This is a genomic window from Ruegeria sp. AB5 (assembly GCF_056542645.1).
Genome location: NZ_JBQGAE010000001.1, coordinates 96,974 through 123,814, shown reverse-complemented (window position 1 = coordinate 123,814; position 26,841 = coordinate 96,974). Strand labels below are relative to the sequence as shown.

Annotated in this window: 33 protein-coding genes, 4 tRNA genes and 1 pseudogene; 22 read left to right on the top strand and 16 right to left on the bottom strand. The window is 58.5% G+C overall.

All coding sequences use genetic code 11. From position 1 onward, the window contains the following. The first annotated feature begins 37 nt into the window (after positions 1–37). Together ACR0L4_RS00695 and ACR0L4_RS00690 are read left to right on the top strand one after the other, a co-directional pair. Positions 38–3,475: a pyruvate carboxylase gene (locus tag ACR0L4_RS00695; RefSeq protein WP_480509812.1), complete on the top strand. Its 3,438-nt coding sequence runs from the start codon at positions 38–40 to the stop codon at positions 3,473–3,475. Between the two features lie 73 nt (positions 3,476–3,548). Beyond that, positions 3,549–3,932 carry an MAPEG family protein gene (locus tag ACR0L4_RS00690; protein ID WP_480509810.1) on the top strand — a complete coding sequence of 128 codons (384 nt, stop codon included), beginning with the start codon at positions 3,549–3,551 and terminating at the stop codon, positions 3,930–3,932. A gap of 14 nt (positions 3,933–3,946) precedes the next feature. Here the strand turns inward: ACR0L4_RS00690 and ACR0L4_RS00685 are convergent, their stop codons facing one another. Then, complete coding sequence (locus ACR0L4_RS00685; RefSeq protein WP_480509807.1) at positions 3,947–4,099, bottom strand: hypothetical protein; 153 nt, start codon at positions 4,097–4,099, stop codon at positions 3,947–3,949. Between the two features lie 148 nt (positions 4,100–4,247). On the opposite strand from ACR0L4_RS00685, the gene ACR0L4_RS00680 reads away from it, so the two are divergent. The 3 genes from ACR0L4_RS00680 (at position 4,248) to ACR0L4_RS00670 (ending at position 5,382) form a co-directional block, all read left to right on the top strand. Further along, positions 4,248–4,322, top strand: a tRNA-Gly gene (locus ACR0L4_RS00680). Positions 4,323–4,355: 33 nt separating this feature from the next. Next, positions 4,356–4,430 (top strand) — tRNA-Gly (locus ACR0L4_RS00675). 85 nt (positions 4,431–4,515) lie between these two features. Beyond that, the gene (locus tag ACR0L4_RS00670) at positions 4,516–5,382 is read left to right on the top strand and encodes a GNAT family N-acetyltransferase (protein WP_480509805.1); all 867 of its coding nucleotides are present in this window, start codon (positions 4,516–4,518) and stop codon (positions 5,380–5,382) included. Here the strand turns inward: ACR0L4_RS00670 and ACR0L4_RS00665 are convergent. Continuing rightward, a complete protein-coding gene (locus tag ACR0L4_RS00665; RefSeq protein ID WP_480509803.1) occupies positions 5,379–5,618 on the bottom strand; it encodes an Lrp/AsnC ligand binding domain-containing protein in 240 nt (79 codons plus the stop codon). The genes ACR0L4_RS00670 and ACR0L4_RS00665 overlap by 4 nt on opposite strands. Positions 5,619–5,773: 155 nt before the next feature. Between ACR0L4_RS00665 and hisB the strand changes: the two genes are divergently transcribed. Then, positions 5,774–6,361 carry an imidazoleglycerol-phosphate dehydratase HisB gene (gene hisB, locus ACR0L4_RS00660; RefSeq protein WP_480509801.1) on the top strand — a complete coding sequence of 196 codons (588 nt, stop codon included), beginning with the start codon at positions 5,774–5,776 and terminating at the stop codon, positions 6,359–6,361. After that, on the top strand, positions 6,362–7,000 hold the full coding sequence (hisH, locus tag ACR0L4_RS00655; protein ID WP_480509799.1) for an imidazole glycerol phosphate synthase subunit HisH: 639 nt from the start codon (positions 6,362–6,364) through the stop codon (positions 6,998–7,000). 3 nt (positions 7,001–7,003) lie between these two features. Here hisH and ACR0L4_RS00650 read toward each other — a convergent pair whose 3' ends face one another. Beyond that, positions 7,004–7,405 carry a DUF2147 domain-containing protein gene (locus ACR0L4_RS00650; protein WP_170753038.1) on the bottom strand — a complete coding sequence of 134 codons (402 nt, stop codon included), beginning with the start codon at positions 7,403–7,405 and terminating at the stop codon, positions 7,004–7,006. 134 nt (positions 7,406–7,539) lie between these two features. Here ACR0L4_RS00650 and hisA point away from each other — a divergent pair, with 134 nt between their 5' ends. Together hisA and ACR0L4_RS00640 are read left to right on the top strand one after the other, a co-directional pair. After that, positions 7,540–8,262 (top strand): 1-(5-phosphoribosyl)-5-[(5-phosphoribosylamino)methylideneamino]imidazole-4-carboxamide isomerase, encoded by a 723-nt coding sequence (gene hisA / locus ACR0L4_RS00645; protein WP_480509797.1) that lies wholly within the window; start codon positions 7,540–7,542, stop codon positions 8,260–8,262. 4 nt (positions 8,263–8,266) lie between these two features. Continuing rightward, complete coding sequence (locus ACR0L4_RS00640; RefSeq protein ID WP_480509795.1) at positions 8,267–8,731, top strand: DUF2867 domain-containing protein; 465 nt, start codon at positions 8,267–8,269, stop codon at positions 8,729–8,731. Between the two features lie 3 nt (positions 8,732–8,734). On the opposite strand, the gene ACR0L4_RS00635 is transcribed toward ACR0L4_RS00640, so the two are convergent. Further along, positions 8,735–9,181, bottom strand: a complete 447-nt coding sequence (locus ACR0L4_RS00635) for a DUF302 domain-containing protein (protein ID WP_480509793.1) — start codon at positions 9,179–9,181, stop codon at positions 8,735–8,737. A gap of 118 nt (positions 9,182–9,299) precedes the next feature. Here ACR0L4_RS00635 and hisF point away from each other — a divergent pair, with 118 nt between their 5' ends. From hisF to ACR0L4_RS00620, 3 genes are all read left to right on the top strand, one after another. Then, on the top strand, positions 9,300–10,061 hold the full coding sequence (gene hisF, locus ACR0L4_RS00630; protein WP_170753044.1) for an imidazole glycerol phosphate synthase subunit HisF: 762 nt from the start codon (positions 9,300–9,302) through the stop codon (positions 10,059–10,061). Continuing rightward, the gene (locus ACR0L4_RS00625; RefSeq protein ID WP_480509791.1) at positions 10,058–10,375 is read left to right on the top strand and encodes a phosphoribosyl-ATP diphosphatase; all 318 of its coding nucleotides are present in this window, start codon (positions 10,058–10,060) and stop codon (positions 10,373–10,375) included. The genes hisF and ACR0L4_RS00625 overlap by 4 nt, the downstream gene beginning before the upstream one ends. A gap of 72 nt (positions 10,376–10,447) precedes the next feature. After that, positions 10,448–11,014, top strand: coding sequence for a hypothetical protein (locus tag ACR0L4_RS00620; protein WP_480509789.1), 567 nt, complete (start codon positions 10,448–10,450; stop codon positions 11,012–11,014). Between the two features lie 2 nt (positions 11,015–11,016). Here the strand turns inward: ACR0L4_RS00620 and ACR0L4_RS00615 are convergent, their stop codons facing one another. The 4 genes from ACR0L4_RS00615 to rlmB form a co-directional block, all read right to left on the bottom strand. Further along, positions 11,017–11,487 carry a CoA-binding protein gene (locus ACR0L4_RS00615; protein WP_480509787.1) on the bottom strand — a complete coding sequence of 157 codons (471 nt, stop codon included), beginning with the start codon at positions 11,485–11,487 and terminating at the stop codon, positions 11,017–11,019. 198 nt (positions 11,488–11,685) lie between these two features. Then, the gene (locus tag ACR0L4_RS00610) at positions 11,686–12,138 is read right to left on the bottom strand and encodes a YHS domain-containing (seleno)protein (protein WP_480509785.1); all 453 of its coding nucleotides are present in this window, start codon (positions 12,136–12,138) and stop codon (positions 11,686–11,688) included. Between the two features lie 100 nt (positions 12,139–12,238). Beyond that, complete coding sequence (locus ACR0L4_RS00605; RefSeq protein ID WP_480511110.1) at positions 12,239–12,520, bottom strand: hypothetical protein; 282 nt, start codon at positions 12,518–12,520, stop codon at positions 12,239–12,241. Between the two features lie 9 nt (positions 12,521–12,529). Continuing rightward, the gene (gene rlmB / locus ACR0L4_RS00600) at positions 12,530–13,306 is read right to left on the bottom strand and encodes a 23S rRNA (guanosine(2251)-2'-O)-methyltransferase RlmB (RefSeq protein ID WP_170753054.1); all 777 of its coding nucleotides are present in this window, start codon (positions 13,304–13,306) and stop codon (positions 12,530–12,532) included. Positions 13,307–13,422: 116 nt separating this feature from the next. Here rlmB and ACR0L4_RS00595 point away from each other — a divergent pair. Then, positions 13,423–13,506, top strand: a tRNA-Tyr gene (locus ACR0L4_RS00595). A gap of 234 nt (positions 13,507–13,740) precedes the next feature. Here ACR0L4_RS00595 and ACR0L4_RS00590 read toward each other — a convergent pair. Then, a tRNA-Thr gene (locus tag ACR0L4_RS00590) sits at positions 13,741–13,816 on the bottom strand. 177 nt (positions 13,817–13,993) lie between these two features. Here ACR0L4_RS00590 and ACR0L4_RS00585 point away from each other — a divergent pair. Then, complete coding sequence (locus tag ACR0L4_RS00585; protein WP_480509783.1) at positions 13,994–14,869, top strand: hypothetical protein; 876 nt, start codon at positions 13,994–13,996, stop codon at positions 14,867–14,869. Positions 14,870–14,886: 17 nt separating this feature from the next. On the opposite strand, the gene ACR0L4_RS00580 is transcribed toward ACR0L4_RS00585, so the two are convergent. Next, positions 14,887–15,153, bottom strand: coding sequence for a DUF2312 domain-containing protein (locus ACR0L4_RS00580; protein WP_170753077.1), 267 nt, complete (start codon positions 15,151–15,153; stop codon positions 14,887–14,889). A gap of 165 nt (positions 15,154–15,318) precedes the next feature. Here ACR0L4_RS00580 and ACR0L4_RS00575 point away from each other — a divergent pair, with 165 nt between their 5' ends. After that, positions 15,319–15,537, top strand: a complete 219-nt coding sequence (locus ACR0L4_RS00575; RefSeq protein WP_170753278.1) for a hypothetical protein — start codon at positions 15,319–15,321, stop codon at positions 15,535–15,537. A 9-nt stretch (positions 15,538–15,546) separates the two neighbouring features. Here the strand turns inward: ACR0L4_RS00575 and ACR0L4_RS00570 are convergent, their stop codons facing one another. Beyond that, entirely contained in the window at positions 15,547–15,762 is a 216-nt protein-coding gene (locus ACR0L4_RS00570) for a hypothetical protein (protein WP_170753079.1), read from the bottom strand. Between the two features lie 237 nt (positions 15,763–15,999). On the opposite strand from ACR0L4_RS00570, the gene ACR0L4_RS00565 reads away from it, so the two are divergent. The 4 genes and pseudogenes from ACR0L4_RS00565 to ACR0L4_RS00550 all read left to right on the top strand — a co-directional run bounded on the left by ACR0L4_RS00565 (position 16,000) and on the right by ACR0L4_RS00550 (position 18,186). Continuing rightward, positions 16,000–16,863: an MBL fold metallo-hydrolase gene (locus ACR0L4_RS00565; protein ID WP_480509781.1), complete on the top strand. Its 864-nt coding sequence runs from the start codon at positions 16,000–16,002 to the stop codon at positions 16,861–16,863. Between the two features lie 118 nt (positions 16,864–16,981). Next, positions 16,982–17,314 (top strand): YeeE/YedE family protein, encoded by a 333-nt coding sequence (locus tag ACR0L4_RS00560; protein ID WP_480509779.1) that lies wholly within the window; start codon positions 16,982–16,984, stop codon positions 17,312–17,314. Continuing rightward, a pseudogene (locus ACR0L4_RS00555) lies at positions 17,314–17,745 on the top strand (DUF6691 family protein). Before ACR0L4_RS00560 ends, ACR0L4_RS00555 begins: the two are co-directional and overlap by 1 nt. 9 nt (positions 17,746–17,754) lie before the next feature. Further along, positions 17,755–18,186, top strand: a complete 432-nt coding sequence (locus tag ACR0L4_RS00550; RefSeq protein ID WP_480509777.1) for a protein tyrosine phosphatase family protein — start codon at positions 17,755–17,757, stop codon at positions 18,184–18,186. Between the two features lies 1 nt (position 18,187). On the opposite strand, the gene ACR0L4_RS00545 is transcribed toward ACR0L4_RS00550, so the two are convergent. From ACR0L4_RS00545 to ACR0L4_RS00525, 5 genes are all read right to left on the bottom strand, one after another. Continuing rightward, positions 18,188–19,282 (bottom strand): FliM/FliN family flagellar motor C-terminal domain-containing protein, encoded by a 1,095-nt coding sequence (locus ACR0L4_RS00545; RefSeq protein WP_480509775.1) that lies wholly within the window; start codon positions 19,280–19,282, stop codon positions 18,188–18,190. 65 nt (positions 19,283–19,347) lie between these two features. Then, positions 19,348–22,026, bottom strand: coding sequence for an ATP-binding protein (locus ACR0L4_RS00540; protein WP_480509773.1), 2,679 nt, complete (start codon positions 22,024–22,026; stop codon positions 19,348–19,350). Then, positions 22,026–22,334 (bottom strand): hypothetical protein, encoded by a 309-nt coding sequence (locus tag ACR0L4_RS00535; protein WP_170753090.1) that lies wholly within the window; start codon positions 22,332–22,334, stop codon positions 22,026–22,028. Before ACR0L4_RS00535 ends, ACR0L4_RS00540 begins: the two co-directional genes overlap by 1 nt. Further along, positions 22,331–22,711 (bottom strand): response regulator transcription factor, encoded by a 381-nt coding sequence (locus tag ACR0L4_RS00530; RefSeq protein WP_480509770.1) that lies wholly within the window; start codon positions 22,709–22,711, stop codon positions 22,331–22,333. Before ACR0L4_RS00530 ends, ACR0L4_RS00535 begins: the two co-directional genes overlap by 4 nt. Before the next feature lie 77 nt (positions 22,712–22,788). Then, positions 22,789–24,081, bottom strand: a complete 1,293-nt coding sequence (locus tag ACR0L4_RS00525) for a helix-turn-helix domain-containing protein (protein WP_480509768.1) — start codon at positions 24,079–24,081, stop codon at positions 22,789–22,791. Between the two features lie 201 nt (positions 24,082–24,282). Between ACR0L4_RS00525 and ACR0L4_RS00520 the strand changes: the two genes are divergently transcribed. The 3 genes from ACR0L4_RS00520 (at position 24,283) to accC (ending at position 26,835) form a co-directional block, all read left to right on the top strand. Beyond that, positions 24,283–24,819, top strand: a complete 537-nt coding sequence (locus ACR0L4_RS00520) for a LuxR C-terminal-related transcriptional regulator (protein ID WP_170753096.1) — start codon at positions 24,283–24,285, stop codon at positions 24,817–24,819. A 150-nt stretch (positions 24,820–24,969) separates the two neighbouring features. After that, positions 24,970–25,476: an acetyl-CoA carboxylase biotin carboxyl carrier protein gene (accB, locus tag ACR0L4_RS00515; protein ID WP_480509766.1), complete on the top strand. Its 507-nt coding sequence runs from the start codon at positions 24,970–24,972 to the stop codon at positions 25,474–25,476. Positions 25,477–25,485: 9 nt separating this feature from the next. Next, the gene (gene accC, locus ACR0L4_RS00510) at positions 25,486–26,835 is read left to right on the top strand and encodes an acetyl-CoA carboxylase biotin carboxylase subunit (RefSeq protein WP_170753101.1); all 1,350 of its coding nucleotides are present in this window, start codon (positions 25,486–25,488) and stop codon (positions 26,833–26,835) included. Positions 26,836–26,841 lie beyond the last annotated feature (6 nt).

Below are 26,841 nucleotides of genomic sequence, written 5' to 3'. Positions count from 1 at the left end.
TATGAACACGGCCAAACCACAAAGACCGGGACTTCCAATGACCGACTTCACCAAGATCCTGATTGCCAACCGCGGCGAGATAGCCATTCGCGTGATGCGCGCCGCCAACGAGATGGGCAAGCGCACTGTTGCGGTGTTTGCCGAGGAAGACAAGCTGGGCCTGCACCGTTTCAAGGCGGATGAGGCCTATCGCATTGGCGAGGGACTGGGGCCGGTTGCGGCATATCTGTCGATTGATGAGATTATTCGTGTGGCCAAGGAGTGTGGCGCCGATGCGATCCACCCCGGGTATGGTCTGTTGTCCGAGAACCCCGATTTCGTAGATGCCTGTGTGCAGAACGGCATTACCTTCATCGGACCCAGGGCGGAAACCATGCGCGCCCTGGGTGACAAGGCCAGCGCCCGCAAGGTGGCGATCGCTGCGGACGTGCCAGTCATCCCGGCGACCGAAGTCCTGGGCGATGACATGGCGGCCATCAAGGCTGAAGCTGCCAAGATCGGCTATCCGCTGATGCTGAAAGCCAGCTGGGGCGGCGGTGGGCGGGGCATGCGCCCGATCCTGTCCGAGGACGAGCTGGAAGAAAAGGTTCTGGAAGGTCGCCGCGAAGCCGAGGCCGCATTCGGAAACGGCGAAGGGTATCTGGAAAAGATGATCACCCGCGCCCGCCACGTCGAGGTTCAGATCCTGGGCGACAAGCAAGGTGAGATCTATCACCTCTACGAGCGTGACTGCTCGGTCCAGCGCCGGAACCAGAAGGTCGTTGAACGCGCCCCTGCCCCGTATCTGACCGAAGCGCAGCGCGCCGAGATTTGCGAACTGGGCCGCCGCATCTGCGCCCATGTGAATTACGAATGCGCCGGCACCGTCGAATTCCTGATGGATATGAACACCGACAAGTTCTACTTTATCGAGGTCAACCCCCGTGTGCAGGTGGAACACACCGTCACCGAAGAGGTCACCGGGATCGACATAGTTCAGGCGCAGATCCTGATCGCCGAGGGCAAGACACTGGCCGAGGCCACCGGCAAGGCCAGCCAGGACGACATCCGCCTGAACGGCCACGCGCTGCAGACCCGTGTGACCACCGAAGACCCGCTGAACAATTTCATCCCGGATTATGGACGCATTACCGCCTATCGCTCGGCCACCGGGATGGGCATCCGTCTGGATGGCGGTACCGCCTATGCGGGTGGTGTGATCACACGGTATTACGATTCACTGCTGACCAAGGTGACCGCATGGGCGCCCACACCCGAGAAAGCGATTGCCCGGATGGACCGCGCGTTGCGGGAATTCCGCGTGCGTGGCGTGTCCACCAACATCGCGTTTGTCGAGAACCTGCTGAAGCACCCGACCTTCCTGTCGAATGAATACACCACCAAATTCATCGATGAGACGCCGGACCTGTTCCACTTCAAGAAGCGCCGCGACCGGGGCACCAAGGTACTGACCTATATCGCGGATATCACCGTCAACGGCCATCCCGAGACCAAGGACCGCCCCGAGCCTCGCGCCGACCTGAAAGACGCCAAAGCGCCCGCGCTGAAGGCTGAACCGCAGATGGGGACGCGCAACCTGCTGGAACAAAAAGGCCCGCAGGCAGTTGCCGACTGGATGAAGGCGCAGCGTCAGCTGCTGATCACCGACACCACCATGCGCGACGGTCACCAGTCGCTGCTGGCCACCCGGATGCGGTCGATCGACATGATCAAGGTGGCGCCGACCTATGCCGCGAACCTGCCGCAACTGTTCTCGGTTGAATGCTGGGGCGGTGCAACTTTCGACGTGGCCTATCGATTCCTGCAGGAATGCCCCTGGCAGCGTCTGCGCGACCTGCGAGAGGCAATGCCGAACCTGATGACGCAAATGCTGCTGCGTGGGGCCAATGGGGTTGGCTACACCAACTACCCCGACAACGTGGTGCAGGAGTTTGTGCGTCAGGCGTCGCAGAATATCGATGTGTTCCGCGTGTTCGACTCGTTGAACTGGGTCGAAAACATGCGCGTTGCCATGGATGCGGTGGTCGAGAACGGCAAGATCTGTGAAGGCACCGTGTGCTATACCGGGGACATTCTGGACCCCGATCGCGCCAAGTATGACCTGAAATATTACGTCGGCATGGCGAAAGAGCTGCGCAATGCAGGCGCGCATGTGCTGGGCCTCAAGGATATGGCGGGCCTGCTGAAACCGGCATCGGCCAAGATCCTGATCCGGGCGCTGAAAGAAGAGGTCGGCCTGCCGATCCACTTCCACACCCACGACACCGCCGGCATCGCCAGCGCCACCATTCTGGCCGCCTCCGAGGCGGGCGTGGACGCGGTGGATTGTGCGATGGACAGCTTTTCGGGCAACACAAGCCAGGCAACGCTTGGCACGGTGGTCGAGGCGCTGCGTCATACCGAGCGCGACACCGGCCTGGACATCAAAGCCATCCGCGAGATCAGCGACTACTTCGAGGCGGTGCGTGGTCAGTACGCCGCCTTCGAATCCAGCCTTCAGGCTCCGGCTTCGGAAGTGTATCTGCACGAGATGCCCGGTGGTCAGTTCACCAACCTCAAGGCCCAGGCGCGCTCTCTGGGGTTGGAAGAGCGTTGGCACGAGGTCGCTCAGATGTACGCGGATGTGAACCAGATGTTCGGCGACATCGTGAAGGTGACGCCGTCTTCGAAAGTGGTTGGCGACATGGCCTTGATGATGGTCAGCCAGGGTCTGACACGGGCAGACGTGGAAAGCCCGGATACGGATGTGGCCTTCCCGGATTCGGTGGTCGACATGATGCGCGGCAACCTCGGCCAGCCTCCTGGAGGGTTCCCGCAGACCATCATCAAAAAGGTTCTGAAGGACGAAGCGCCGAACACCGCGCGCCCCGGTGAGGACGTACCAGCCGTCGATCTGGAAGCCACCCGCGCCGATCTGTCCAAGCAACTGGACGGCAAAGAGGTCGATGACGAGGACCTGAACGGGTATTTGATGTATCCCAAGGTGTTCCTGGATTATATGGGCCGCCATCGCAGCTATGGCCCGGTCCGCACCCTGCCGACGCGCACCTTCTTTTACGGCATGGAGCCTGGCGAAGAGATCACCGCCGAGATCGACCCCGGCAAGACGCTGGAAATCCGGTGTCAGGCCATCGGCGAGACCGACGAAAAGGGCGAGGTCAAAGTCTTCTTTGAGCTCAACGGACAGCCGCGTGTGATCCGAGTGCCCAACCGTATGGTCACATCTTCGACACAGGCCCGCCCGAAGGCCGAGGTCGGCAACCCCGGCCATGTCGGTGCCCCGATGCCCGGTGTGGTCGCAACCGTCGCTGTGACGACCGGACAGGAGGTCAAAGAAGGTGACATGCTGCTGACCATCGAAGCGATGAAAATGGAAACCGGCATCCACGCCGAACGCGACGCCATCGTCAAGGCCGTCCACGTCCAACCCGGCACCCAGATCGACGCCAAAGACCTGCTGGTCGAACTCGAATAAGACGTTTAGCTTCCTACAGGAACAAGGGCCGTTTGGGGAACCGGACGGCTCTTTTTTGCACCGGAGGAACAATATGCTGTCCATCACCCCAATCTACGCCGCATTGCTGGCGATTCTGTATGTCGCTCTAAGTTTCAAAGTCATCAGCCAACGCCGCAGCGACAAGATTTCTTACGGGGATGGCGGCAATACAAACATGCTCAAGGCGATGCGGACGCATTCAAACTTCGTCGAATACGCACCCTTTGCATTGCTGCTCATCGCGATGCTCGAGCTTCAGGGGGCCGGTGGGTTGTTGTTGAACCTTCTGGGTCTGACACTGCTGGCGGGTCGCCTGCTGCATGCTTATGGCTTCGGTCGCAGCCCGCAGATCGTAATTTTACGCCAGATCGGAATGGTCCTGACATTTACGGCCATTCTTGTGGCCGCGATTGCGAATCTCTTGCTGGCGCTGTGATCCGGGGAAAATGTCTACCCGATCAGAACCTGCGTCTCGATGATCGGAGCGTGTTGGAAGGTTGGCTGAGCGTCGACCAACTGATCGCCATCCTGTGCGCACAGAACACTCGCGAACACAATCAGCGCAGCCAGCAGCGCCATCTTCATGTCGGCAATACCTCTCATTTCCTGTCCTCGTCCCTTCATGTTGTTTCCTGTTCTGCTTCTTCAACGCACCAGACCCGGGATTCCGTCGAAAGATTTTTGCGGACTATTGTGTTTTTCCGCTTGCAGCCTCGCGTGGGAGTTTATACATCCCTCCTCACTCAACGGCGCGGGCGTAGCTCAGGGGTAGAGCATAACCTTGCCAAGGTTAGGGTCGGGCGTTCGAATCGCCTCGCCCGCTCCATTGAGAGGTCTTCGGACCATGTACGTATCTGATGCGGGCGTAGCTCAGGGGTAGAGCATAACCTTGCCAAGGTTAGGGTCGGGCGTTCGAATCGCCTCGCCCGCTCCAGATACCAACCCTTCCAATCACTCTGGTTCTTTCCCGGGCATTGCGCCATTCTGGCCGTGATTTCAATCATGCGCGGGATTTGCTCATGTCGGACTATGTCATTCGCCCCCTTACCGCAGCCGAGGTTCAATACGCCGTGGATTGGGCCGGGCGCGAAGGCTGGAACCCGGGGGTGCATGATGCCGAATGTTTCCGGACGACCGATCCGGATGGGTTTTTGGGTGGGTTCCTGGACGGTGAGATGATCTCATCGGTCTCTGCCGTGAACTACGATGACAGGTTTTCCTTTCTGGGGTTCTACATCGTGAAACCCGAGTTTCGCCATCACGGCCATGGGCTTGAAATCGCGCAGCATGCATTGGCCCATTGCGCGGGGCGCAACATGGGTCTGGATGGTGTGGTCGAGCAGCAGGACAACTACCGCAAATCCGGTTTTACGTTTGCCTACAATAACTACCGTTTCGCAGGGACGAAGCAGCGGATGCTGGCCAGGCTTGAGACCAGCCCCGACAGTCATATCAGTGATCTGACACGCGTGTCTGACGAATTGAAAGCGTATGATCGCGCGCTGTTTCCTGCGGCGCGAGACGCATTCCTGCAAAATTGGGTAGGCGCCTACGGCCATGTTTCCAAGGTTTGTACCGAGAATGGCAGGATCAGGGGCTATGCAACCCTGCGCCCCTGTCTCACCGGATACAAGGTTGGCCCTTTGTTTGCGGATACCACCGAAATAGCAAGAACGCTGCTGGCGTCGGTACTTTCTGCCATTCCCGAAGACCACAAAGAACATGACGTTTTTGTGGACATGCCTCAACGCAACGCATCGGCTTTCTCAATGGCCGAAGAGCTTGGGCTGGACAAAGTTTTTGAAACCGCGCGCATGTATTCCGACCATGAGCCGGACATCGACCTGACCCGAGTTTTCGGCGTCACGACGTTTGAACTGGGCTAGAACGCCTTGAAGGTCATCGTGGTCAGTGATCGCTCGATATCGGGAATCACCAGCAGGTGTTCGTTGATATAGTGACCTACGTCCTCTGACTTAGGAATGTAGAGCTTCAAAAGCAGATCATATTCCCCGCTGGTCGAATACAGTTCGGAATGGATTTCGCGCAGGGCGATGTCTTCGGCCACTTTGTAGGTGGTGCCGGGTTTGCAGCGGATCTGGATGAAAACGCAGGTGGACATGGTCTGGCCCTGTTGGTTCGAATTACCCGCAAGGCTGGCACGCGGCGGCGGCGGGCGCAATCCCCTGCAACAGTTTGCATTGATTGCGACGGATGGTCTGGATCAACCGCCCTCACCCCGTCTATAAGCGCGCCTGTAGCAAAAGGAATTCGCCCATGCGCAGCGCAAAGATCAGCCGTCAGACCGCCGAGACCGAGATTTCGGTCGAGGTCAATCTGGACGGCACCGGCCAGTATGACAACCAGACCGGCGTTGGTTTCTTTGATCACATGCTGGACCAGCTGGCGCGCCATTCCCTGATCGACATGACGATCCGCGCCAAGGGCGACTACCACATCGACGATCACCACACGGTCGAGGATACCGGCATCGCGCTGGGTCAGGCGCTGACGCAGGCCCTGGGCGACAAAAAGGGCATCCGGCGCTATGGCGAATGCCACCTGCCGATGGACGACGCGCAGGTGCGCTGTGCGTTGGACCTGTCGGGCCGTCCGTTCCTGATCTGGAATGTGGATCTGCCGACACCCAAGATTGGCACGTTCGACACCGAACTGGTGCGCGAGTTTTTTCAGGCGCTGGCCACCCATGGCGGCATCACGCTGCATATCGACCAGTTGCACGGGTTCAACAGCCACCACATTGCCGAGGCGGCGTTCAAAGCTGTTGCCCGCGCCCTGCGCGACGCGGTTGAGACCGACCCGCGCAAGGCGGACGCGATACCGTCGACCAAGGGCGCGCTATAGATGCTCACTGCCATTATCGACTATGAAAGCGGCAACCTGCACTCGGCGGAAAAAGCGTTCCAACGCATGGCAAAAGAACTGAACGCGGGCGAGGTTGTCGTGACCTCGGACGCGGATGTTGTGGCCCGTGCGGATCGACTGGTTTTGCCCGGCGACGGGGCGTTTCCGGCCTGCGCGGCAGAGCTGCGCGGTCACAAAGGTATCTATGACGCGATGGTCGAGGCGGTCGAACAAAAAGGCCGCCCTTTCCTTGGCATCTGCGTCGGGATGCAGCTGATGGCGTCAAAAGGCCATGAGTACACCGAAACCGATGGTCTGGATTGGGTTGCCGGTGATGTGGTGCGGATAGAACCCTCTGACGCCGCACTGAAAGTGCCCCATATGGGCTGGAACGATCTGGTTATTGAAAGCGATCATCCGGTGTTCCACGGTGTGAATTCCGGCGATCATGTCTATTTCGTCCACTCATATCATTTCCGGGTCTCTGATCCGGCGCAGCGATTGGCGTTCGTGGACTATGGGCAGGACGTCACGGCCATGATCGGCCGCGACACAATGCTTGGCATGCAATTCCACCCCGAAAAAAGCCAGGATGTTGGGCTGCGCATGATCGGGAATTTCCTGACCTGGGCGCCTTAAAGGTTACTGAACGCGGGTCCAGGTTTGCCCGCGGCAGACCAGACCACCGGCGACACAGCCTTTGACGGTCAACTGGTTCTGGCTGTCCAGCGTCATTTTCGAGTTGTAGGTCTTGTCCCGGTCAGGCGCCCAGATTTTGCCGCTATCATAGCTGCCGCCGCCCTCTGGAACCATATCCCAGATGATCTGTTTCCCGAGGTTTTCGTATTCCAGTTGCTGGTTGCCATCGCCATCAAAAGCGCTGTCGATCGTTCCGCAGATCGCGCTGCCGCATTCGGAGATCGAGACATGCAGGTAGCCGCCGGTGTCGCCCGGCTGGGTTTTCCACAGCCCGTCGGCGGGATCGGCCGCCATCGCGCCAGTGGCCAAAGTTGCAAAGGCAAACGAAAGTGCAAGTTTCTTCATGATAACCTCCCTGATTTGTGTTCAGTCTGGCCCGCTGCGGGGCATCGGGCAAGATTGACTTTGCGTCGCGTTGCATCCCCTGCCCTGCTTGTGCGATACGCCGCCCATGTAACATTCAGATAAGGCCGCCCGACATGATCCTGTATCCCGCCATCGACTTGAAAGACGGCAAAGCCGTTCGCCTGCTGCGCGGAGAAATGGACAAAGCCACCGTGTTCAACGAAGACCCCGCGGCACAGGCCCGTGCCTTTGTCGAAGCAGGCTGCGAATGGCTGCATCTGGTCGACCTGAACGGGGCCTTTGCGGGTGAGCCGGTCAATGCCGCCCCGGTCGAAGCAATCCTGAAGGCATGTGACGTTCCTGCGCAACTCGGCGGCGGCATCCGGGACATGGCGACCATCGAGACGTGGATCGACAAGGGACTGGCGCGGGTCATCCTTGGCACTGTCGCAGTCGAAAACCCTGATCTGGTGCGTGAAGCCGCCAAGGCGTTTCCCGGCAAGGTGGCTGTCGGCATCGACGCCCGCCATGGCATGGTTGCCACCAAAGGCTGGGCCGAAGAAACAGACGTGCAGGTCACCGATCTGGCCCGCAGCTTTGAGGATGCCGGCGTCAGCGCGATTATCTACACCGATATCAATCGCGACGGGGCCATGCAGGGCCCCAATATTGAGGCAACGGCAGCACTGGCCAAAACAGTAGACATACCAGTCATCGCGTCGGGCGGCGTTTCATCAATTGCGGATCTGATCGCTCTGCGCGATTGTGGCGCAGCGCTGAACGGTGCCATTTCCGGTCGCGCGCTGTATGATGGTGCGATTGATCTGAAAGAGGCTCTGAATACGCTCAGAGAGTAGTTCAATGTTCCATTCGCACGTAGAACGTTCGGTGCTGTCGGCCCGAAGCTTGCTGCACAAGCGGATCAAAAAAGGCGATTTTCTGGATTGTTTCAGCGTCGCGTCCGATATCTCGCCGCGTCAGGCTGCTGAAATCATCACTGACTTTCCGGCATGGGCCAAAGCACTGGTGCGACTGCGTGGAATGTTGGTCGCACCGTTTGGTCTGAGCACTGCAGGGCCTGCCGCAACAGACAAAGTCGGGATCTTTCCGGTTGAGCACGACAATGAAAACGAGGTGATCGCAGGGTTCAACGACAGCCACCTGGACTTTCGGGTTTCTGTATTGTCCGAGAATGGCCGTATTTCGTTGGCCACATGGGTTCACCGGCACAATCTGGGTGGGCGCTTGTACTTGGCCGCCATCCTGCCGTTTCACATCCTGATCGCCAGAAACGCGCTTGCGCGGGTTCATCGCGCAAGCGCATAGACCTTATCCTGCGGCAGCAGCCGTCAGTTTCTTCAACGCACCGCGCATTTTTTCGATCACGGGCGAATTCTCGACCTCGTCGAGATCGTCCATTGTCTCTTTCGGGTCTTCATAGGCCAGCCAAACCTGCCCATTCGCATCCTCATAGGCCTGCACCTTCAGGGGCAGAAACAGCCCTGCGCGCGGATCGATCTGCATGGCAGGTGTGCCCAGTGCCGGGTTGCCAAAGATCAGCACCTGATTGGGTGGAATGGGGGTGCCTATTTTTTCGGCACCCGCTGCGTGGTCAATACGGGCAAAGACGGTTGCGCCTGCATTGCCCACTGCAGCCTCAAGCGCGTCCAGCGCCTGAGCCACGGATTTATCGGTTTCTACTTTGATGATATCGTCGGCCATTGCCGCAACTGCTCCTGCGAAAATGAATGTGGTCGCCAAAAAGAAAGTTCGCATCTCATTGATCTCCTGTTGAATTTGGGAACATGTTTCACAGGTTTGAGAGGGGTGGCAATCACAAGTCTGGCATCGGCGGGGCTTTGCCGGTAGAGGTGCCCTGACCAGAGGATACCCAATGCTTAAAACCCGTATCATTCCCTGTCTCGATGTCGCGGATGGCCGCGTGGTCAAAGGTGTGAACTTTGTGGGTCTGCGCGATGCAGGCGACCCGGTCGAGTCGGCCAAGGCCTATGACGCCGCTGGCGCCGACGAAATCTGCTTTCTGGACATCCACGCCACACATGAAAATCGCGGCACCATGTTTGATGTGGTTCAGCGCACTGCAGAACAGTGTTTTGTACCTCTGACCGTGGGTGGAGGTGTGCGCACGAAAGACGACGTACGCGCTCTGCTGCTGTCGGGGGCGGACAAGGTCAGCTTCAACTCGGCAGCGGTCGCCAACCCTGACGTGATCGCCGAGTCGGCAGACCAGTTTGGCAGCCAGTGTATCGTCTGCGCGATTGACGCCAAAACCGTCAGCCCCGGCAAGTGGGAAATCTTCACCCATGGCGGTCGCAAACCCACCGGCATAGATGCGGTGAAGTTTGCCAAAACCGTGGTTGCCAAGGGCGCCGGGGAAATCCTGCTGACATCCATGGATCGTGATGGAACAAAGGCCGGGTTCAACCTGCCCCTGACCCGCGCCATCGCTGACGCTGTCGACGTGCCGGTGATCGCATCGGGCGGCGTAGGCAACTTGGACCACCTGGTCGAAGGTGTGACCAAGGGTGGGGCCAGTGCGGTGCTGGCAGCCTCGATCTTTCATTTTGGCGAACATACCATCCGCGAGGCCAAGGAACACATGGCCGCGGCGGGCATCCCGATGAGGCTGACATGAGCATTCTGCACGATCTGGCGGTCACCATTGAGACGCGCAAAACTGCCGATCCAAAGTCCAGTTGGACCGCCAAGCTTCTGGCCCAAGGCCCTGAGAAATGCGCCGAGAAGTTTGGTGAGGAAGCCGTTGAGGCCATCATCGAAGCTGTCAAAGGCGACAAGGACGGGCTGACGGCCGAGGCTGCGGACGTGTTCTTTCACCTGTTGGTCATGCTGGCCGCACGTGATGTGGACCTGGATGATGTGCTGGCCGAACTGGCGCGCCGTCAGGGCATCAGCGGTATCACCGAGAAAGCATCCCGCCCAAAGGGTTGAGCGAAGGGTTTCGTCAAGGCGCACTGCCCTGTATGATCGGATGTCATGGTCCACCCACAGAAGGGCGTGCGCATGATCAGAGTATTCGCCATGCTGCTAGCCCTAGTGGCGTTAGCGGCCTGTACGAGCCCGCCACCCCCCACAGGGGACGAGGTTCAGCGACTGGCGTCTGAGATCCGCAGACTCGGTCCCGATGTGGACCCAGCAGAGGCCGACCGGGCCGCACGCATCGCCTATTCTTATACCGCGCAGTTGGTGCAGGAATACGAGATTACCGACCCTCCATTGATCCACAACGCCAAGGTCAACAAAGGTCTGCGCCCGCGCGGGCTGTGCTGGCACTGGGCCGAAGATATCGAACGACGGTTGAAGCAAGAGAAATTTCAGACGTTGGAAATGCATCGCGCCATCGCCAATGCCGACAATCCGCTGCGAATCGATCACAGCACGGCCATCATCAGCCGCCGCGGCGAGTCTCTCTACGACGGCGTTGTTCTGGACCCCTGGCGCTATGGCGGGGTTCTCTTTTGGTCCCCTCTGGTCGAGGACACAAGATATGACTGGCTCCCACGTGAGGTGGTTCTGGAAAGTCGCAGACAGGAGCAGGTCGCGCGCCTCAAGCCTTACGTTGCACAGTGACGCTAGAGCTTGGACGAAATGATCCCGGTGCTGAACCCACCCATACGCAGTTCACCAAACAGGCGTTGATACTCGATTTTTGGGCACCGGTTCATAACCACATCCATGCCGCGCGCCTCGGCCTTTGCAGCCGCGCCTGGGTGCTCAACCCCGATCTGCATCCAGATCGTGCGCAGATCGGCAAAAGTCTGCAGCGCCTCATCCAAGATGGGCGGAACCGCGTCTGACCGGCGGAAGATATCCACCATATCAACCGGTTCCGTGATCTCGGTCAGACTACCGCGAACCCTCTGACCAAACAGTTCTTTGCCCGCATGGCCCGGATTGACCGGAAGAACCCTGTAGCCTTTCAGAGACAGGTAGCGCGCCACATAATAGCTGGGGCGGACCGGGTTCATGGATACGCCAACAACAGCGACGGTCTTGGTGCGCTGCAAAATGGCTTTCAGGTGATCGTCTGAATACTCTGGCATGTCGGGCACCATAGACAGGGGCCAGAAAAGAAAAAAGCGCCCAAGAAGCCTTGGGCGCCAGTTGTTGGAACGAGGGACAGTGAAATGACCCGCGGCAGTTCCGTTCCGCGGTCACTGTGACATTTAGGCATGATCTCGGCGAAAAAAAGAGGGGGCGCGCATTTTTGTGATGACTTTTCACAAAAAGCGGACGCGATCCTATTCGCGATACAATATCTCGGGCCAGTATTCCCGGGCCTGCTGGATGTATTCACCCTGATCCTGACGCCACATTTGCTCGATCTCGGGCGAATGGGTCAGATACAGACGTCCATCCACGACCCGCCAAGCACTTGGATCGGTGCTTTTCAACACCCCATGCGCCATGGCGTAGGAACAATATCCACCGAACTGAGGGGCAAAAGCCCGCGGATTGCCCTCGAACAACTCGCGGTTCTGGTGAGAGGCAAAGTGCCACTCTGCCCCTTTCCACATCACCGAAATCTCAGGCTGACCTTGCACGGGCACATCGCCTTCGAAATAGGATACGGGGTCATAGCCCCCCATCGCCATACCGTCAGGGGCAAAGTAGACGGGCGTGTCCTGCGCGTGAGCGGCACAGGCAAGAAAAACAGCGCTCAACGCGCCAAATAGAGAGCTTCGGGTCAGCATCGCGACTACAGAATCATGAACACAGGGTATCAAACTGCAATGATTTTTGCCGTGTAGCACCCCCGTTGACGCGGTTGTGAACAGGCGTGGGAAGTTTGGGTCAGTCGAAGATGTCCTCGATCACGTCCCAGGCCTCGTCCATCACACGTGAAAACAGAGTTTTTTTCTTTTTTCTGCGTTTGGACTTTGGTGGCACGGTATGAGACACCGCATGTCTTTTGGGCCTGCCGTCGGATACCTTGCGTTTGGGCAACATCTTGAGATCATGCAGAGGCGCGCCGCAGCTGGAACAGCTGAGCTCATGACGCTGCTTGCCTTTCAGGACAAGCGCTGCGCGAGTCCCGCAATAGCAGCAGGTGGCAATTTTCGACGGGCCGGAAATAGCACTCTCCTATTCTGTATACCGAGATGCATATAAGGCGATAGCCGCCGCATTTGAGACATTCAAGGACCCGAACCCTCCTGCTGCGTCAATTTTCACCAGCTGATCAACGGTTTCCTTAGTTTTCTGCCTCAGACCCGGACCCTCGGCCCCCAGCACCAATGCCACAGGGCGGTCCCTTTTCTCACCGATAGATTCTTCGATTGTATGTTCAGCTTCGCCATCCAAACCCAGAACCAGAAAACCCATGTTTTGCAGTTCGACAATTGAGTCCGCCAGGTTGCGCACCCGCAGATAGGGCTGCCGTTCCAAAGCGCCACTGGCGGTCTTCGCCAAAGCTCCGGTTTCAGGGGCAGAGTGATGCCGCGTACCGATCACCGCACTGGCTCCCAGCACTTCGGCCGAACGCAGAATCGCACCCACGTTGTGCGGGTCTGTTACTCGGTCCAACAGGATGACCCGCGGGTGTTCGCGCCCGATACAGTTTTCTGCCAATCCACCCCAGTCCAACGGCTTGACTTCAAGCGCCGCCCCTTGATGGACGGACCCCGGGTCGATCGGAGCCGTGAACTTGCGCGGGTCTACCATTTCCACCTCGACCCCTGCAAAAGCAATGGCTTCCGCCAACTTGTCCCGGGCGTTTCGGGTCACGATCAGACGCAGTTTCTGCCGTCTTGGGTTCATCAACGCATCACGCACCGCATGCAGGCCAAACAGCCAAACCGTTTCCGCAGCAGCCGCTTTTCGCGCCTGTTCCTTCTCGACGACCCACTTGGGTTTTTTCATTTTCTGGGCCTCCGGGCCGGGCATTCGATTTCCTGCGTCAAAGCGGTATTTTCCTGTTGACGCTCCTTTGGTGCGCTAGTAATCACGCCTCCACGTCAGGTGCAACGCCTGACAGTGGGCGACAGGCCGCAAGGTGTGGCAGGGGACTGTAACTCCCTCGCGGAGACGCACGCCTGGTTCGATTCCAGGGTCGCCCACCATCTTCTAGCATCAAAAAATACTGGAAATTCAACTTCTCATAGCCTTGTCCTGGTGAATACCCCAAGCGTTTCTGATCACTTAGCGCCAGACAAACACGTCAACGATTGTCGCGAAGTCAAACAGATCGTTTCGCAATCAAAGCCAAAGTATCTCCAAGACGGGTCTGCGGTTGTGTCACGGAAAGTACCTAGCACAAACATTTTCAAGACAGTTAAGGGAGAAACTGAGCGTTTTGGTGCCCCCACACGGACTCGAACCGCGGACCTACTGATTACAAATCAGTTGCTCTACCAGCTGAGCTATAGGGGCACTGGCAGTCGATTACTGTCTCCAAGAAGGGACTGCAAGCCTCAATTTTCATCTGATGATCAAGAGGAACATTTTTCCTGCCGCGACCACAAATCCAAACATGATCCGTTGCGGCATTTACCGATGCCCGTACAGGCTGTAACACATTCAGGTAGGCGCGTTAGCAAAAGGACAAAAATGCAGGTTGTTATCCACGCTGGCGTCGCTTTTTCCGACAATGACTGCCTGATCGAAACCCTGTTGGCAAATGCAGACGGTTTGCAGCAACAACGGATCGTTCCGCTTGACCTCGCGCAGGGTCGACAGTTCGTCAAAGTAGCCTCGGATGCAATGGCAGGTGGCAAAAACCCGCTTGAGGTCCAGGACCAACTAGAGTGCGTTCTGCCGGATCGCACGGCCTGCGATCGTGTGATTGTGTCAAGCGACAAGACTTTTGGCCCCAGAAGAACCGCCATTCTTGACGGGCAATTCTATCCGCTCGCCGGAGAACGGACGGCCTTTGTGGATCGCATTCTGAATGATGAACAAATAGAGTTGTTTTTTGGGGTGATGAACCCGGCCACCTTTATCTCGAAAACGCTGATGTCCTTGCCCGAGGACCGGCGAAAGGCGGTTTTGGACAATACCGACATCAGCTGTCTCAGCTGGTTGAACATGATCGAAGATCTGCGCGATCAGGCACCCGACGTTCAGCTGACCCTTTGGGCCAATGAAGACACCCCCCTGATCTGGGGCGATATCTTGCGCGCGCTTGCGGGCTTGCCCGAAGACGCAACGGTGCTGCATGAATACGCGTTTCTCGCATCTTTGCTGACCGATACCGGACGGGCCGAACTGGCCCAACTTGTTCACCAAATCGGGCGCAAAGATCGGGACATGCTTCGGAATAGTCTGGCGCATCTGTTCGACGAGCATGCCGACCCCGCGCAGATCGAGGAAGAGCTGGAACTGCCGGGGTGGAATGCTGATCTGGTCGGTGCATTCTCGGAAATCTACGAACAGGATTTAGCCAAAATCCGGTCGATGCCGGGGGTAAGTGTTCTGCAGCCCTAGCGCAGGGCCGCATCACCTTACATGCCCAGCGCTTCCTTGTACATTTCAAGAACCGCTTCTTCTTCGGCGATATCGTCTTTGTCGCGCTTGCGCAGAGCAATCACCTTTCGCATGACCTTGGTGTCGTAGCCGCGGGCTTTAGCTTCGGCCATGACCTCTTTCTGCTGTTCGGCCAGGTCTTTCTTTTCGGCATCCAGACGCTCTAACCGTTCGACGAACTGGCGCAGCTCACCTGCTGTCACGCGGTAGTTGGCGGCGGCCTGATCTTCGGTCATATCTTCCATTTAGGTCTCTCCCAGAGGCTGATTTGCGATGCTGAGACATCAAGATTGATGTCGGATACATCGGTGCTGTCCGGGTCGCAAGCGCCCATTCCAAGAGGGCAGGCTTGTGCGGCGAACCCCGATCCGATAAGCGCGGGAACGGGACACCAGCAAAGGCAGGAAAACATGTTCGAATTCATCACTTGGGGCGGGGCTGCCCTGTCTCTGGCCGGGCTTGCCGGTTTGGTCTGGTGCATTCTGCGTGTGATGAAAGCACGCAAGTCCGGGCTTTCGGATGATGAACTGCGCGCAGTGGTTCAGGGCGTTTTGCCCTGGAACCTGGCCTCGTTGTTTTTGTCTGTGATCGGGCTGATGCTGGTCATCCTTGGCATTTCCTTCGGATGACCAAGCAGGTCAGACAGGCAGATTGTCAAACCGCGCTTCCATTGCATCTTCGCACAAGGCTGCATCCAAGCGGCGCATGCGGGACGGCACATGCATACCCTGCTGCCGCATCCGATCAACGATCTTGCTGAAACTGGGCTGAAGCGCCAGGCGCGTATCAAGGCACGCGTCCTGCAGTTTTTTCTCGAGCTGCTCAGCTTCGGAGTAGAGGTTTTTCGTCATCATTTCGATCCTCCCAGATTGTGCCAGTATCCTTGATATAGGTAACGGGAATAAGACCCTAAGATCATAACTGACACGCGCGCGGATTCTTGCCTGAGAAAGCAGCGCATTCGGCAATTCTGCGCGATTCGGCTAAAGATTAATCGAATTTCATCTGCAATGCCTTGACCGGCATCAAAAACAACCCGGCACTTGCGCCACATTCTGAATTTCATAAATGTCATCTGAGCGGAGGAAACCATGAAACCAATAGTAAAAGCGTTTTTCGACGATCAGACGTTTACGGTGTCTTATGTCGTGCACGAAGAGAGCAGCCGCGCCTGTGCAATTGTAGACAGTGTTCTGGATTTCGATCACGCCTCGGGCCGGACAGATACCACATCGGCCGATCAGATTGCCGACTATATTCGGTCGAATGATCTGAAGACCGAGTGGATACTGGAAAGCCATGTACATGCCGATCACCTGTCGGCCGCACCCTACCTACAGCAGGAATTGGGCGGAAAGATCGGCATCGGGGCTCAAATCGTCGAGGTGCAGGAGACGTTTGGGAAGATCTTCAATGAAGGCACGGAGTTTCAACGGGATGGCAGCCAGTTTGACGCTCTCTTCCGCGAAGGCGACAGCTTTCACGTTGGTCAGATGCGGGGCGATGTGTTGCATACGCCGGGTCATACTCCTGCCTGTCTGACCTATGTCATCGGAGACGCTGCCTTTGTCGGCGACACGCTGTTCATGCCGGATTTCGGCACCGCGCGCTGCGATTTTCCGGGCGGATCGTCCGAGACACTTTTTGCCTCGATCCAGAAAATCCTAACTCTGCCGGATGAAACCCGTGTGTTCGTCGGCCACGACTACAAGGCTCCAGGACGGGATGAATTTGCCTGGGAAACCACGGTGGGTGAACAGAAGGCGCTGAACGTCCATATCGGGGAAGGGCGTAGTATCGAAGAGTTCGTTAAAATGCGCGACGCGCGCGATGCGACCCTTGCCAAACCGAAACTGATCCTGCCCTCGCTTCAGGTCAACATGCGTGCCGGTCGGATGCCGCCGGCGGATGAACAGGGCGATGTGTTTCTGAAATTGCCCATCAACAAGCTTTGACCCGCACAGTCGGGAAAGGATGAAACGGACATGAACCCGGACAGGATGCGAGGCCTGTCTGGCGGCGTACTGATCGGCCTCGGGAGCCGCGCTGTACCAGCTGGGAAACGGTTGCATCATGGGAACAAGCGGCATCCTCGGCGACCTGATCGACTGCAACGGGCGCAGAGAGAATCTGGCATTTGCCATTGGGCTGATTGGCAAGCCTTTGGTTCCAAGCCGGTTCATGACTCAACCACCGAAAACCCACCTGACTGAGAACCTTGGTCTGCTGATCGTGGCCGGGCTTTTGGTCGGGGTCGGAACGCGTCTGGCCAATGGCTGCACGTCGGGCCACGGGGTATGCGGGATATCCCGGTTTTCGCCGCGCGGGATCGTCGCCGCGGTCTTTTACATCGGGGCCGGAGTGTTGGTCTTGGCAATATTGCGGCATGGATTGGGATTAATCTGATGCGGCTTCTAATCGCCTTGATAGCCGGTGCCTTGTTTGGCGCGGGCCTGCTGCTTTCGGGCATGACCGATACCCGTAAAGTTCAGGAATGGTTGGATATCTTCGGGGCATGGGACCCAACGCTTGCGTTTGTGATGGGCGGCGCGATCCTTCCCATGCTGGTGGCCTAGCAGCTGACCAAACACCGACGCCCGCTGATCGGGGGCATCTTCCCGAGCCCGGCAAGCAACCAGCTTGATCGCGATTTGATCGTGGGCTCGATCCTGTTTGGTGCCGGTTGGGGGCTGGTAGGGCTGTGTCCCGGTCCGGCCATGGCGGCGCTGTCCTATGGCGGGATCAGCAGCGCTGTTTCTGTGTTGGCGATGGCCGTCGGAATGCGACTGTCATCAGGATTGCGCGCGCAACTGGACAGGACGGCAAACCCGGCCTAAGCAATTGCCATGGAGATTCGACCAATAACACCCCGCTACGCCGTGTCCCCCCAGATCACTGTCGAGGACGTGCCCGCCATTGCCGCGGCCGGTTTCGTAAAGGTCATCTGCAACAGACCCAATGCCGAGGTGCCTGAGGTTTTGCAATCCGACGCCATCGGTGAAGCGGTGCGTGCCGCCGGTCTGGAATACGAGATACTGGAACTCACCCACCAGACAATGACCCCCGAGAACGTCGCCCGGCAACGCGATATGGCCGAAAGCTGCTCGGGGCCGGTTTTGGCCTATTGCGCCTCGGGCACCCGCTGTTCCGTCGTATGGGCTTTGGGACAGTGCAACCACATGAGCACAGATGAGATTCTAACCGCGACCACCAATGCCGGGTATCAGCTGGACGGCCTACGCCCGGCACTGGATCAACTGCGCAACACTTCTGGCTAGCTCAGTCCAGCCCATCCTCCGGGCCGTCAAGGCCGGCCAACTGCGAGATTTCGGCAGCCATCTGATCGGGCGCAACAAGACTCAGATCACTGTCGATGGGCTCAATATCTTGCGCTGCCGAAGAGATATCTAAAGGCTCGACCAACTTGTCAGCACCGATCCGGGACAGATCGGGCGAGGCAGCAGCGGGTTTGCTTGCAATGAATTCCGTCGTGTCCTGCTCGGTCAACATTGCATGTGGTGTGGTTTCGTTCAGCCGAACGGCCCGCATACCCCCGGATTGACCCAAGCGTCCACGGGCAGCTTGCGTGCGCTCAATCGTCAATATCTGTGTTTGGTCCAGCCGCGCCCCGGTCAAGGGCAATAGCCCCCCAACCTCGAGAATTGAAAAATGCCCCAATGGCAACGACATGCGACACAGCACGGCGTTCAGTTCGGCCCGAACCACACCGGAGGATTGCTCTAGGCTGGGACCAGTGTTCACGTCGCTTTTGGACTCTGTCCCGTCCGCGCGCACCCCCTCGGGTAGCAAGACCGAGATATGCCCCTGATGCAGTCCACCGGCCAGTTCAACTGTCAGGTCAAAGACGCGATAGCTCTCGGCAATCAACTCCAGTATCAGGTAACGTTTGTTTGTCACGCGTGACGCAAATTCATAGCCTGACAAAATCGATTGATCTGCCGAATCGACCAAGTTGACGGCCCGGGTCAATGCGTCCTCGACCAGCGGGGCGGCCATGGCTGCGTCAGTATCCGTGAAAGCCCGAACAGGCGGGGGATCAGCCGTTACCTCTCCGATGGTTTGGGTCTGCACGATTGCCGAGACACAGTTTATGTCCAGACAAGCCGCCGCGACCCCGTCATCTCCTGAAAACTTGAGCAAAAGCCAGTCATCATCCAGTGCTTCACCAATATCCGCCTGTGCCCGATCTGCCTGTCTGGCGCCAATGACTGTCAGTGGAAGGTTCAATCGATCACCTGCGGCACGCGCAAAACCAAGTCGCAAAGCTCGCAATACCGAGCGCGGGCGATCACCCTGATCCCCTTGCCCCAATCTCAGTTTTTGCGCCAAAACGGCGCTGCCGGTGTGTGCCATGGCGTCCGTACCCTTTCCGAACCATGGTTTAACCCGGCGAAGGTTACGAACTTCTTTAAACCTTGCTATTGCGCTGCTTCGCGGTAGGCCAAAGGCAGGCTGACCCGAAAGCCTGCCCCGCCCTGCCCCGGCAAATAGGTGATGTCACCGCCCAAGCGATGCATGATCTCGCGGCAGATCGCCAGCCCCAACCCTGCGCCGCCGGCCTTGTCCCCGCCAACCCTTGCGAATTTCTCGAAGATCATCGATTGCGCCTCGGGTGGAACACCGCTGCCATTGTCAATGAAATCGACAACCACCTGACCGCCCACATCATGCGCGGAAATCGTCAGAACAGGTTCATCGGCATCGCAATATTTCCGCGCATTGGAAATGAGGTTGATGAAGACCTGCCCCAACCGGTCGAGATCCGTTAGAAGCGAAATGCGTTCGGACACTTTGCTCCGTCGCACGGTCAACCTCTGATCCGTTCCGGCCAGTGCGCTCGAGACAGATCGGTCCAGAACCCAGCGCAGACTGTCATCGCCCAGGTTCAGGCTGACTTGCCCGCTTTCAAGCACACTGAGGTCCAACAGGTCGTCCAACAGGCGCGTCAGGCGCAGCGCCTCGTCATGAATGATGGCGGCATAGCGGGTCTGCTCTTCACTGCTCAGACCTTCGGTATCGCGCATGATTTCCGAAAATGCCCGGATCGAGGTCATCGGTGTGCGCAACTCGTGACTGACCTGACTGAGGAAACTGTCCTTCTGTTCCGAAATCTGCGTCAGCTTGTCATTCGCTTCGCGCAGTTGTCGTGCGGTCCGGCTAAGTTCGGCGGATTTCAGCTCCATCTGACCGGAATACTCAAGCAGTTGCGCCGATTCGTCAGCCACCGCCAACAGATCTTCGACGGACACCGAAGAGCCTCCCACGATCTGTCCGATCATCGCATGCGCCGTCGCCGCCCCGACCGAACCGCTGAGTTCTCGTTCAAGCCGCGCCAAGAAACCCGGTGTGGGCTCCGGCAGGCGTGTGCGCCCGCCTTGCAGTTCGGCCTCGCGCTGGAACAGCTCTTGTGCAGGGACCGTGCCCAGAATGCGCTGGGTCATGATCATCAGGTCCTCGCTTTGCGCCACCGAGCCCGTCCAGCCGCGCGGAGCAACAGAATGATCAAAGACGTTGACGAATTGCGCCCCCTGCAATCGTTCCAACGGGCTGGGAAAACTCGCCAGCGACACCACGCAGAACACAACGGCGTTCAGAAAGATTGACCACATGACCGAATGCACCATGGGATCAATCCCCTCGATCCCGAACAGCGCCTGCGGACGCAGCCAGCCAATGCCAAACGGGCCATTGAGCACAACGCTTTCAGGCATCCAAGCCCCGCCCATACCCGGAAGCAGCAGCGTGTAGATCCACAGGAAAAAGCCCACAGTCAACCCTGCCAAAGCGCCGGCTTTCGTGGCCCCGCGCCAGAATAAGCCACCGACCAGAGCAGGCAGGATTTGCGAGATACCGGCAAAGGCCACCAGACCGATTGCTGCCAAGGCCGCACCACCACCCGAAAGACGGTAGTAGAAGTAACCCAGCGCCATGATCACAGCGATCGAGACCCGGCGTGCCATCAGAACGATATTGCGCACATCACCGGGGACAGACCCCGCCCGTTCATGGGTGTTCAGCCAGATCGGCATCACGACGTGGTTCGACACCATCGTCGACAAGGCCATCGCGGTGACGATCACCATTGACGTGGCAGAGGAGAACCCTCCGATAAAAGATAGCATCGCCAGCCCGTCTTTACCCTGCGACAGAGGCACGGTCAGGACAAACAGATCGGGGTTTGATCCCGCAGGCAACAGGTCCAACCCCACAACGGCAATGGGCACAACGAACAGGCTCATCAACAACAGATACAGTGGAAAAGCCCAGGCGGCGGTGCGCAGATGACCTTCGTCGTCATTCTCGACCACCATCACCTGAAACATCCGCGGCAGACAGACAAAGGCCGCGGCGGACAGAAAAATGAAGGTCGTCCAACGCCCGCCATCGACATTCCATTGCCCGATCTCAGACGCGTCGATCCGCTCCATCATTGGGCCAATGCCGCCTGCCACGCCCCAGACCACAAAGATACCAACAGCCAACAGAGCAAACAGTTTGACAACCGATTCCACCGCGATTGCCATTACGACACCGTGGTGACGCTCATTGGCGTCCAGGTTGCGGGTGCCGAACAGAATGGCAAACACAGCCAGCCCTGCGGCCATCCAGAACACGCTCGACCCCTCACGATACAGGCCCGACAGGTCGGCCTCGGCAAAGATCGAGAAAGACAACGTGATCGATTGAAGTTGAAGCGCAATGTACGGCGTGCCGCCCAGCACCGCCAGGACCGTCACACAGACCGCAAGCGTGTTCGACTTGCCATAGCGCGACGACAACAGGTCGGCGATCGAGGTCACCCGCTGACTGCGCCCAATGCGCACCAATTTGCGCAAGCCCCACCACCAGCTGATCATCACCAGTGTTGGCCCCAGATAAATCGTCACGAACTCCAGACCTGAACGCGCAGCATTACCAACCGCGCCGTAGAACGTCCAGGCGGTGCAATAGATCGACAGAGACAGCGTATAAATCAGAGGTGACCGCAACCACATTCCACGCCCGGACGCCGCCAGGCGGTCAGCTGCAAAGGCCACTCCAAACAGAAGCACCACATAGCCCAGACAGACGAGGATGAGGATATTCAGCGTTGCCATCAGTCGCCATCCGAGTCGGGATCTTCACCTGCCCCCATGTGCCGGGCTGCCAGCCCGTAAATCAGGCTGACAAGAATCAGACCGATCCAGCAGGCGAAAATATAGAGTATGGCCGAAGACAACGGCACTCCTCCGCCCTCGACGCCGTGATCCGGCCACAGCAACGGCAGCACCAAAAGCGCCGCGCCCAGAAACGGCAACACCCGAGCGGCATCTGTCAACCTGCGTCGGCGATAGCTTTGCCGTTCAAGAAACAGTGAGGGCCGCGCCCCGCGCGATGTGGATTCCTGACCCTCATCCACACTCATAACCGTGTCGCCTGCGCGTGCAGGTCCCGCACGGCGGTCAGCACCTCGGCATTCGAAAACGGTTTGGTCATGAAGCGACTCACCCCCGCATTCTCGGCCATTTCCCGATCCCGGGACTGGCCGCGCGCGGTCAGCATCAGCACGGGCAAGTTCTGCATCTCGTCCAGTTCCCTTAGATCACGCAGTATGTCCATACCGTTTTTTCCCGGCAGCATCACATCCAGAATAACCAGATCGGGCTGTGCGCCCCGGATGACCTGCAGCGCATCCGCCCCGTCGCCATGTGTTTCTACGTGCCACCCCTCGCGGGTCAGCAGGAACCGGATGGCCTCGGCAATGTTGGGCTCATCCTCTATTAACAGAACCTTACGGCTCATATGTGTCTGTCCTCCCCATGACCGGTCTCCACCCCGGGGCCAGTCCACGCCAGACTAAGCGCTTGGCCCGGAACCTGTCAAAAGCCTTCGCTGAGAATCGACGGCTCGCGCCGCGATCCACACTCTGTACTCGGGCATACGCGACAGCTTGACCCAACTGGCGTGACAGCCGTATCGGGGTCAGCGTCCAGGACCGGGCGTACCAGCATCACGGCGCGATAGGCGGGTTCCTGATCGTAGTCAGAGACGCTGTGAGGCCACGCATAGGCGTGACAATCAAATGCCGCCGCCGTCCTTCCCAGTTGCACAACACGCTTTCGGATCGGCACCAGAGGCCTACTCAATGCAGAAAACAACGGCCAAAGCGGACAAGCTTCGCCGTGGCGCGGGATTGACAGACCGGGCACCGTCTTGAGGAGCAGGATGCTGCCCGAGGCATCGCAGATCACCAACCCCGCCGCTCGTGGCGACAGGTCTTCGGGCAGGCAGGCCAACCGTCTGAGCACGGTTGGCACGTCTACCGCGAACCTGCGCGCCAACTCCATGGGATCGGGGTCAGCGTCGTTCAAAGCGGTGGTTACCTGATCGAGCGGCATCGCCCGCGCGTCAGCCGCGCACTGCCGCAACCAGTCAAGAGCAAGACTGCGCGCGGCTGCGGTGTTCAGCCCATCCAGCGCAACCGTCTCAACGCCCTGCCCGGCGTCCAACTCCGCAATGGTGTAGCCGCGCTGTTCAAGAAAAGCCTCGACATCCTCAAGCGGCGCCGCACGCGGATCGTTCGAGGTATCGCTTTCATCCAGATAGGTTACCAAGGCCTTGGAACTTTCCGCCAGTCGCTCGGCATCCTGATGCAAATTGCGATGAAACCGGTCCTGCCATTCGGCGTCAATGTCCTGTGTGTCTGCCAGAATTCCTGCGGTCGAGCGAATCGCCGCTGCGGTAGACAGTACCTCGTGCATCGACGCGGCCAGATGAGGGTCATGCGTCAGCCGGTCCGACAACGTTTCGACCTTACGTTCCAGGGACACAACCCTGCGGTGCATCTGCGCCAGCACACCCGCCCAGCCCGGGAATCGACCCGCAAATTCCTCCAACACTTCAATCTCGGCCTGCTGCCCCACGGCGTCTATCGCAGCCTCTCGCAGCGCCGAGATCAGCGTCGCCTCGATGCCCTGCGTCAACAGCGACGGCTCTACTGCCAGTGCGCCGGCAATATCGACCAGAAGTTTGCCTCCGATCCGGCGGCGGTTGTGTTCGATCAGGTTCAGATAGGAGGCGGAAATACCAACCTGACGCGCCAATTCGGCCTGCCGCAGCCCTGCAATCTGCCGTCTTTCCCGTATTCGGCTACCTGTTAGCAAATCACGCATGACGTAGGCCCTCAGTCTCCTTTGGAAGGATTTTCTGGTTCAGTTTTCAGATTATCTTATCATTTTCTGATAGTTATACACCAGTTTTCAGATATAGTTAACAGCATTGACAACACGTCTCACCCGATTTCGCCCCGGACCAAGTAGCCAGGCTGCGCATCGCCCCTTCTAATTCATCGCATTTGCCGTCACCATGACCGGATGAGCGATCCAGCTTTTGAATATGCACCTATCGGACTGGTCGAATTGGAGAACCGCATTATCCGGCGGTGCAACCTTCAGTTCGCGCGGACCTTTGGCGGCGACGAAGCCGAATATCGCAACATGCCTTTGCTGCATCTTTATCCCTCGGTCGCGGACTGGGAAAGAATCGGACAGCGAAGTCTGCAGGTCATGCGGGACACCGGATACTACACCGATGAACGGGTCATGCGCCGCCGGGACGGAGACCTGTTCTGGTGCCGCGCCCGTGGACGCTCGCTGACACCGGACGACCCGTTTCGTCACGGAATCTGGAGCTTTTCCGACATCTCCGAAGAACGCCCGCTGGTCGAACTGACGGTTCGCGAACGCGAAGTGGCAATCCTGTCATGCCGCGGTTTGTCGGCAAAAGAGATCGGTATGGAATTGGGGCTCAGCTATCGCACGATCGAAGCCTACCGGGCCCGTCTGCTCGAGAAATTCAGCGCCCGAAAACTGTCCGAGCTGGTGGCAAAGCTGTCAGGCATGCCCCTGTGACCGGCTTGCCCTGCCCCAATCCTGTGAAACCCCCTGTTTTTCAGGGCCAAACGGCGCTTTTCATGACCGCGCGCTTGCCGTATAACGCTGCGTAATCAGACCAAAGCCCGCGCAAACAGACGGGCCATAGGGGAACCTTCGAGGATACTCATGACAGATACCAAACACGATGCGGATGTGGCGTTCATCAAAGCCTTGGCCGAATTGCTGCGCGAAAACGACCTGACCGAGTTGCAGGTCAAACGCGAATACGGTGAAGAAGACAGCCTGAACGTGCGCGTCAGCCGCATGACGCAGGCCGCCCCCGCTCCGGTTCATGTTGCCGTTCCGGCTGCGGCCGCTGCACCTGTAGCAGCGGCACCTGCTGCTGTAGCTGCTGCGCCCGCTGCCCCTGCGGCCGAGACGGATGATCCCGCCAACCATCCCGGTGCCGTCACGTCACCCATGGTCGGTACGGTCTATATGCAGCCCGAACCGGGCGCTCCTGCCTTTGTTTCGGTAGGCGCATCCGTGTCCGAAGGCGATACCCTGCTGATCGTCGAAGCGATGAAAACCATGAACCACATCCATGCACCCAAGTCGGGCACCGTGAAACGCATTCTGGTTGGCGACGGCGACGCTGTGGAATTCGGCACCCCTCTGGTCATTATCGAGTAAGGCGGGCCCATGTTCGACAAGATCCTGATTGCCAACCGCGGCGAGATCGCCCTGCGCGTGATCCGCGCAGCGCGCGAGATGGGGATAAAGACGGTTGCCGTCCACTCCACCGCAGACAGCGATGCGATGCATGTGCGTATGGCCGACGAGTCGGTCTGCATCGGCCCTCCGCCCAGCCCGCAAAGCTATCTGTCCGTCCCAGCAATCATCTCGGCCTGTGAAATCACCGGCGCACAGGCGATCCATCCGGGCTATGGTTTCCTGTCCGAGAATGCCGAGTTCGTGCAGATCGTCCAAGACCACGGCATCACCTTCATCGGCCCCACCGCAGAACATATCCGCGTCATGGGCGACAAGATCACTGCGAAGGACACGATGAAGGATCTGGGTGTGCCATGCGTGCCCGGTTCGGACGGCGGCGTTCCCACGTTGGAGGATGCCAAGCGCATCGGCGAGGAATTCGGCTATCCTGTCATCATCAAGGCCACCGCCGGTGGCGGCGGGCGGGGTATGAAAGTCGCGCAAAGCGCCGATGAGATGGAAAGCGCTTTCATGACCGCGCGGGCCGAAGGCAAGGCCGCGTTTGGCAATGACGAGGTCTATATCGAAAAATACCTGACCACGCCGCGCCATATCGAGATTCAGGTCTTTGGCGACGGCAAGGGCAAGGCGGTCCATCTGGGCGAACGCGACTGCTCGCTGCAACGCCGCCACCAGAAGGTGTTTGAAGAGGCCCCCGGCCCCTCAATCACCCCCGAAGAACGCGCCAAGATCGGCAAGATCTGCGCCGACGCGGTGGCCAAGATCAACTATATCGGCGCTGGAACCATCGAATTCCTCTATGAGAATGGTGAGTTCTATTTCATCGAGATGAACACCCGTTTGCAGGTGGAACACCCGGTGACCGAAGGTATCTTTGGCGTCGATCTGGTGCGCGAACAAATCCGCGTCGCTGCAGGCGAGGACATGTCCTTCGGACAAGATGACCTTGAGATCAACGGTCACGCGATAGAAGTCCGTATCAACGCCGAGAAACTGCCGAATTTCTCACCCTGCCCCGGCAGGATCACCGCGTATCACGCTCCGGGTGGTCTGGGTGTGCGAATGGATTCCGCGCTCTATGACGGCTATTCGATCCCGCCCTACTACGATTCCCTGATCGCCAAGCTGATCGTTCAGGGCCGTGACCGGCCCGAGGCGCTGGCGCGTCTGGAACGGGCTTTGGGTGAGTTGATCGTTGACGGCATCGACACCACGGTGCCTCTGTTCCATGCCCTGCTGCAAGAACCCGATCTGCACAAAGGCGACTACAACATCCACTGGCTGGAGCACTGGCTTGCGGAGAATATGGCCGACTAAAACATG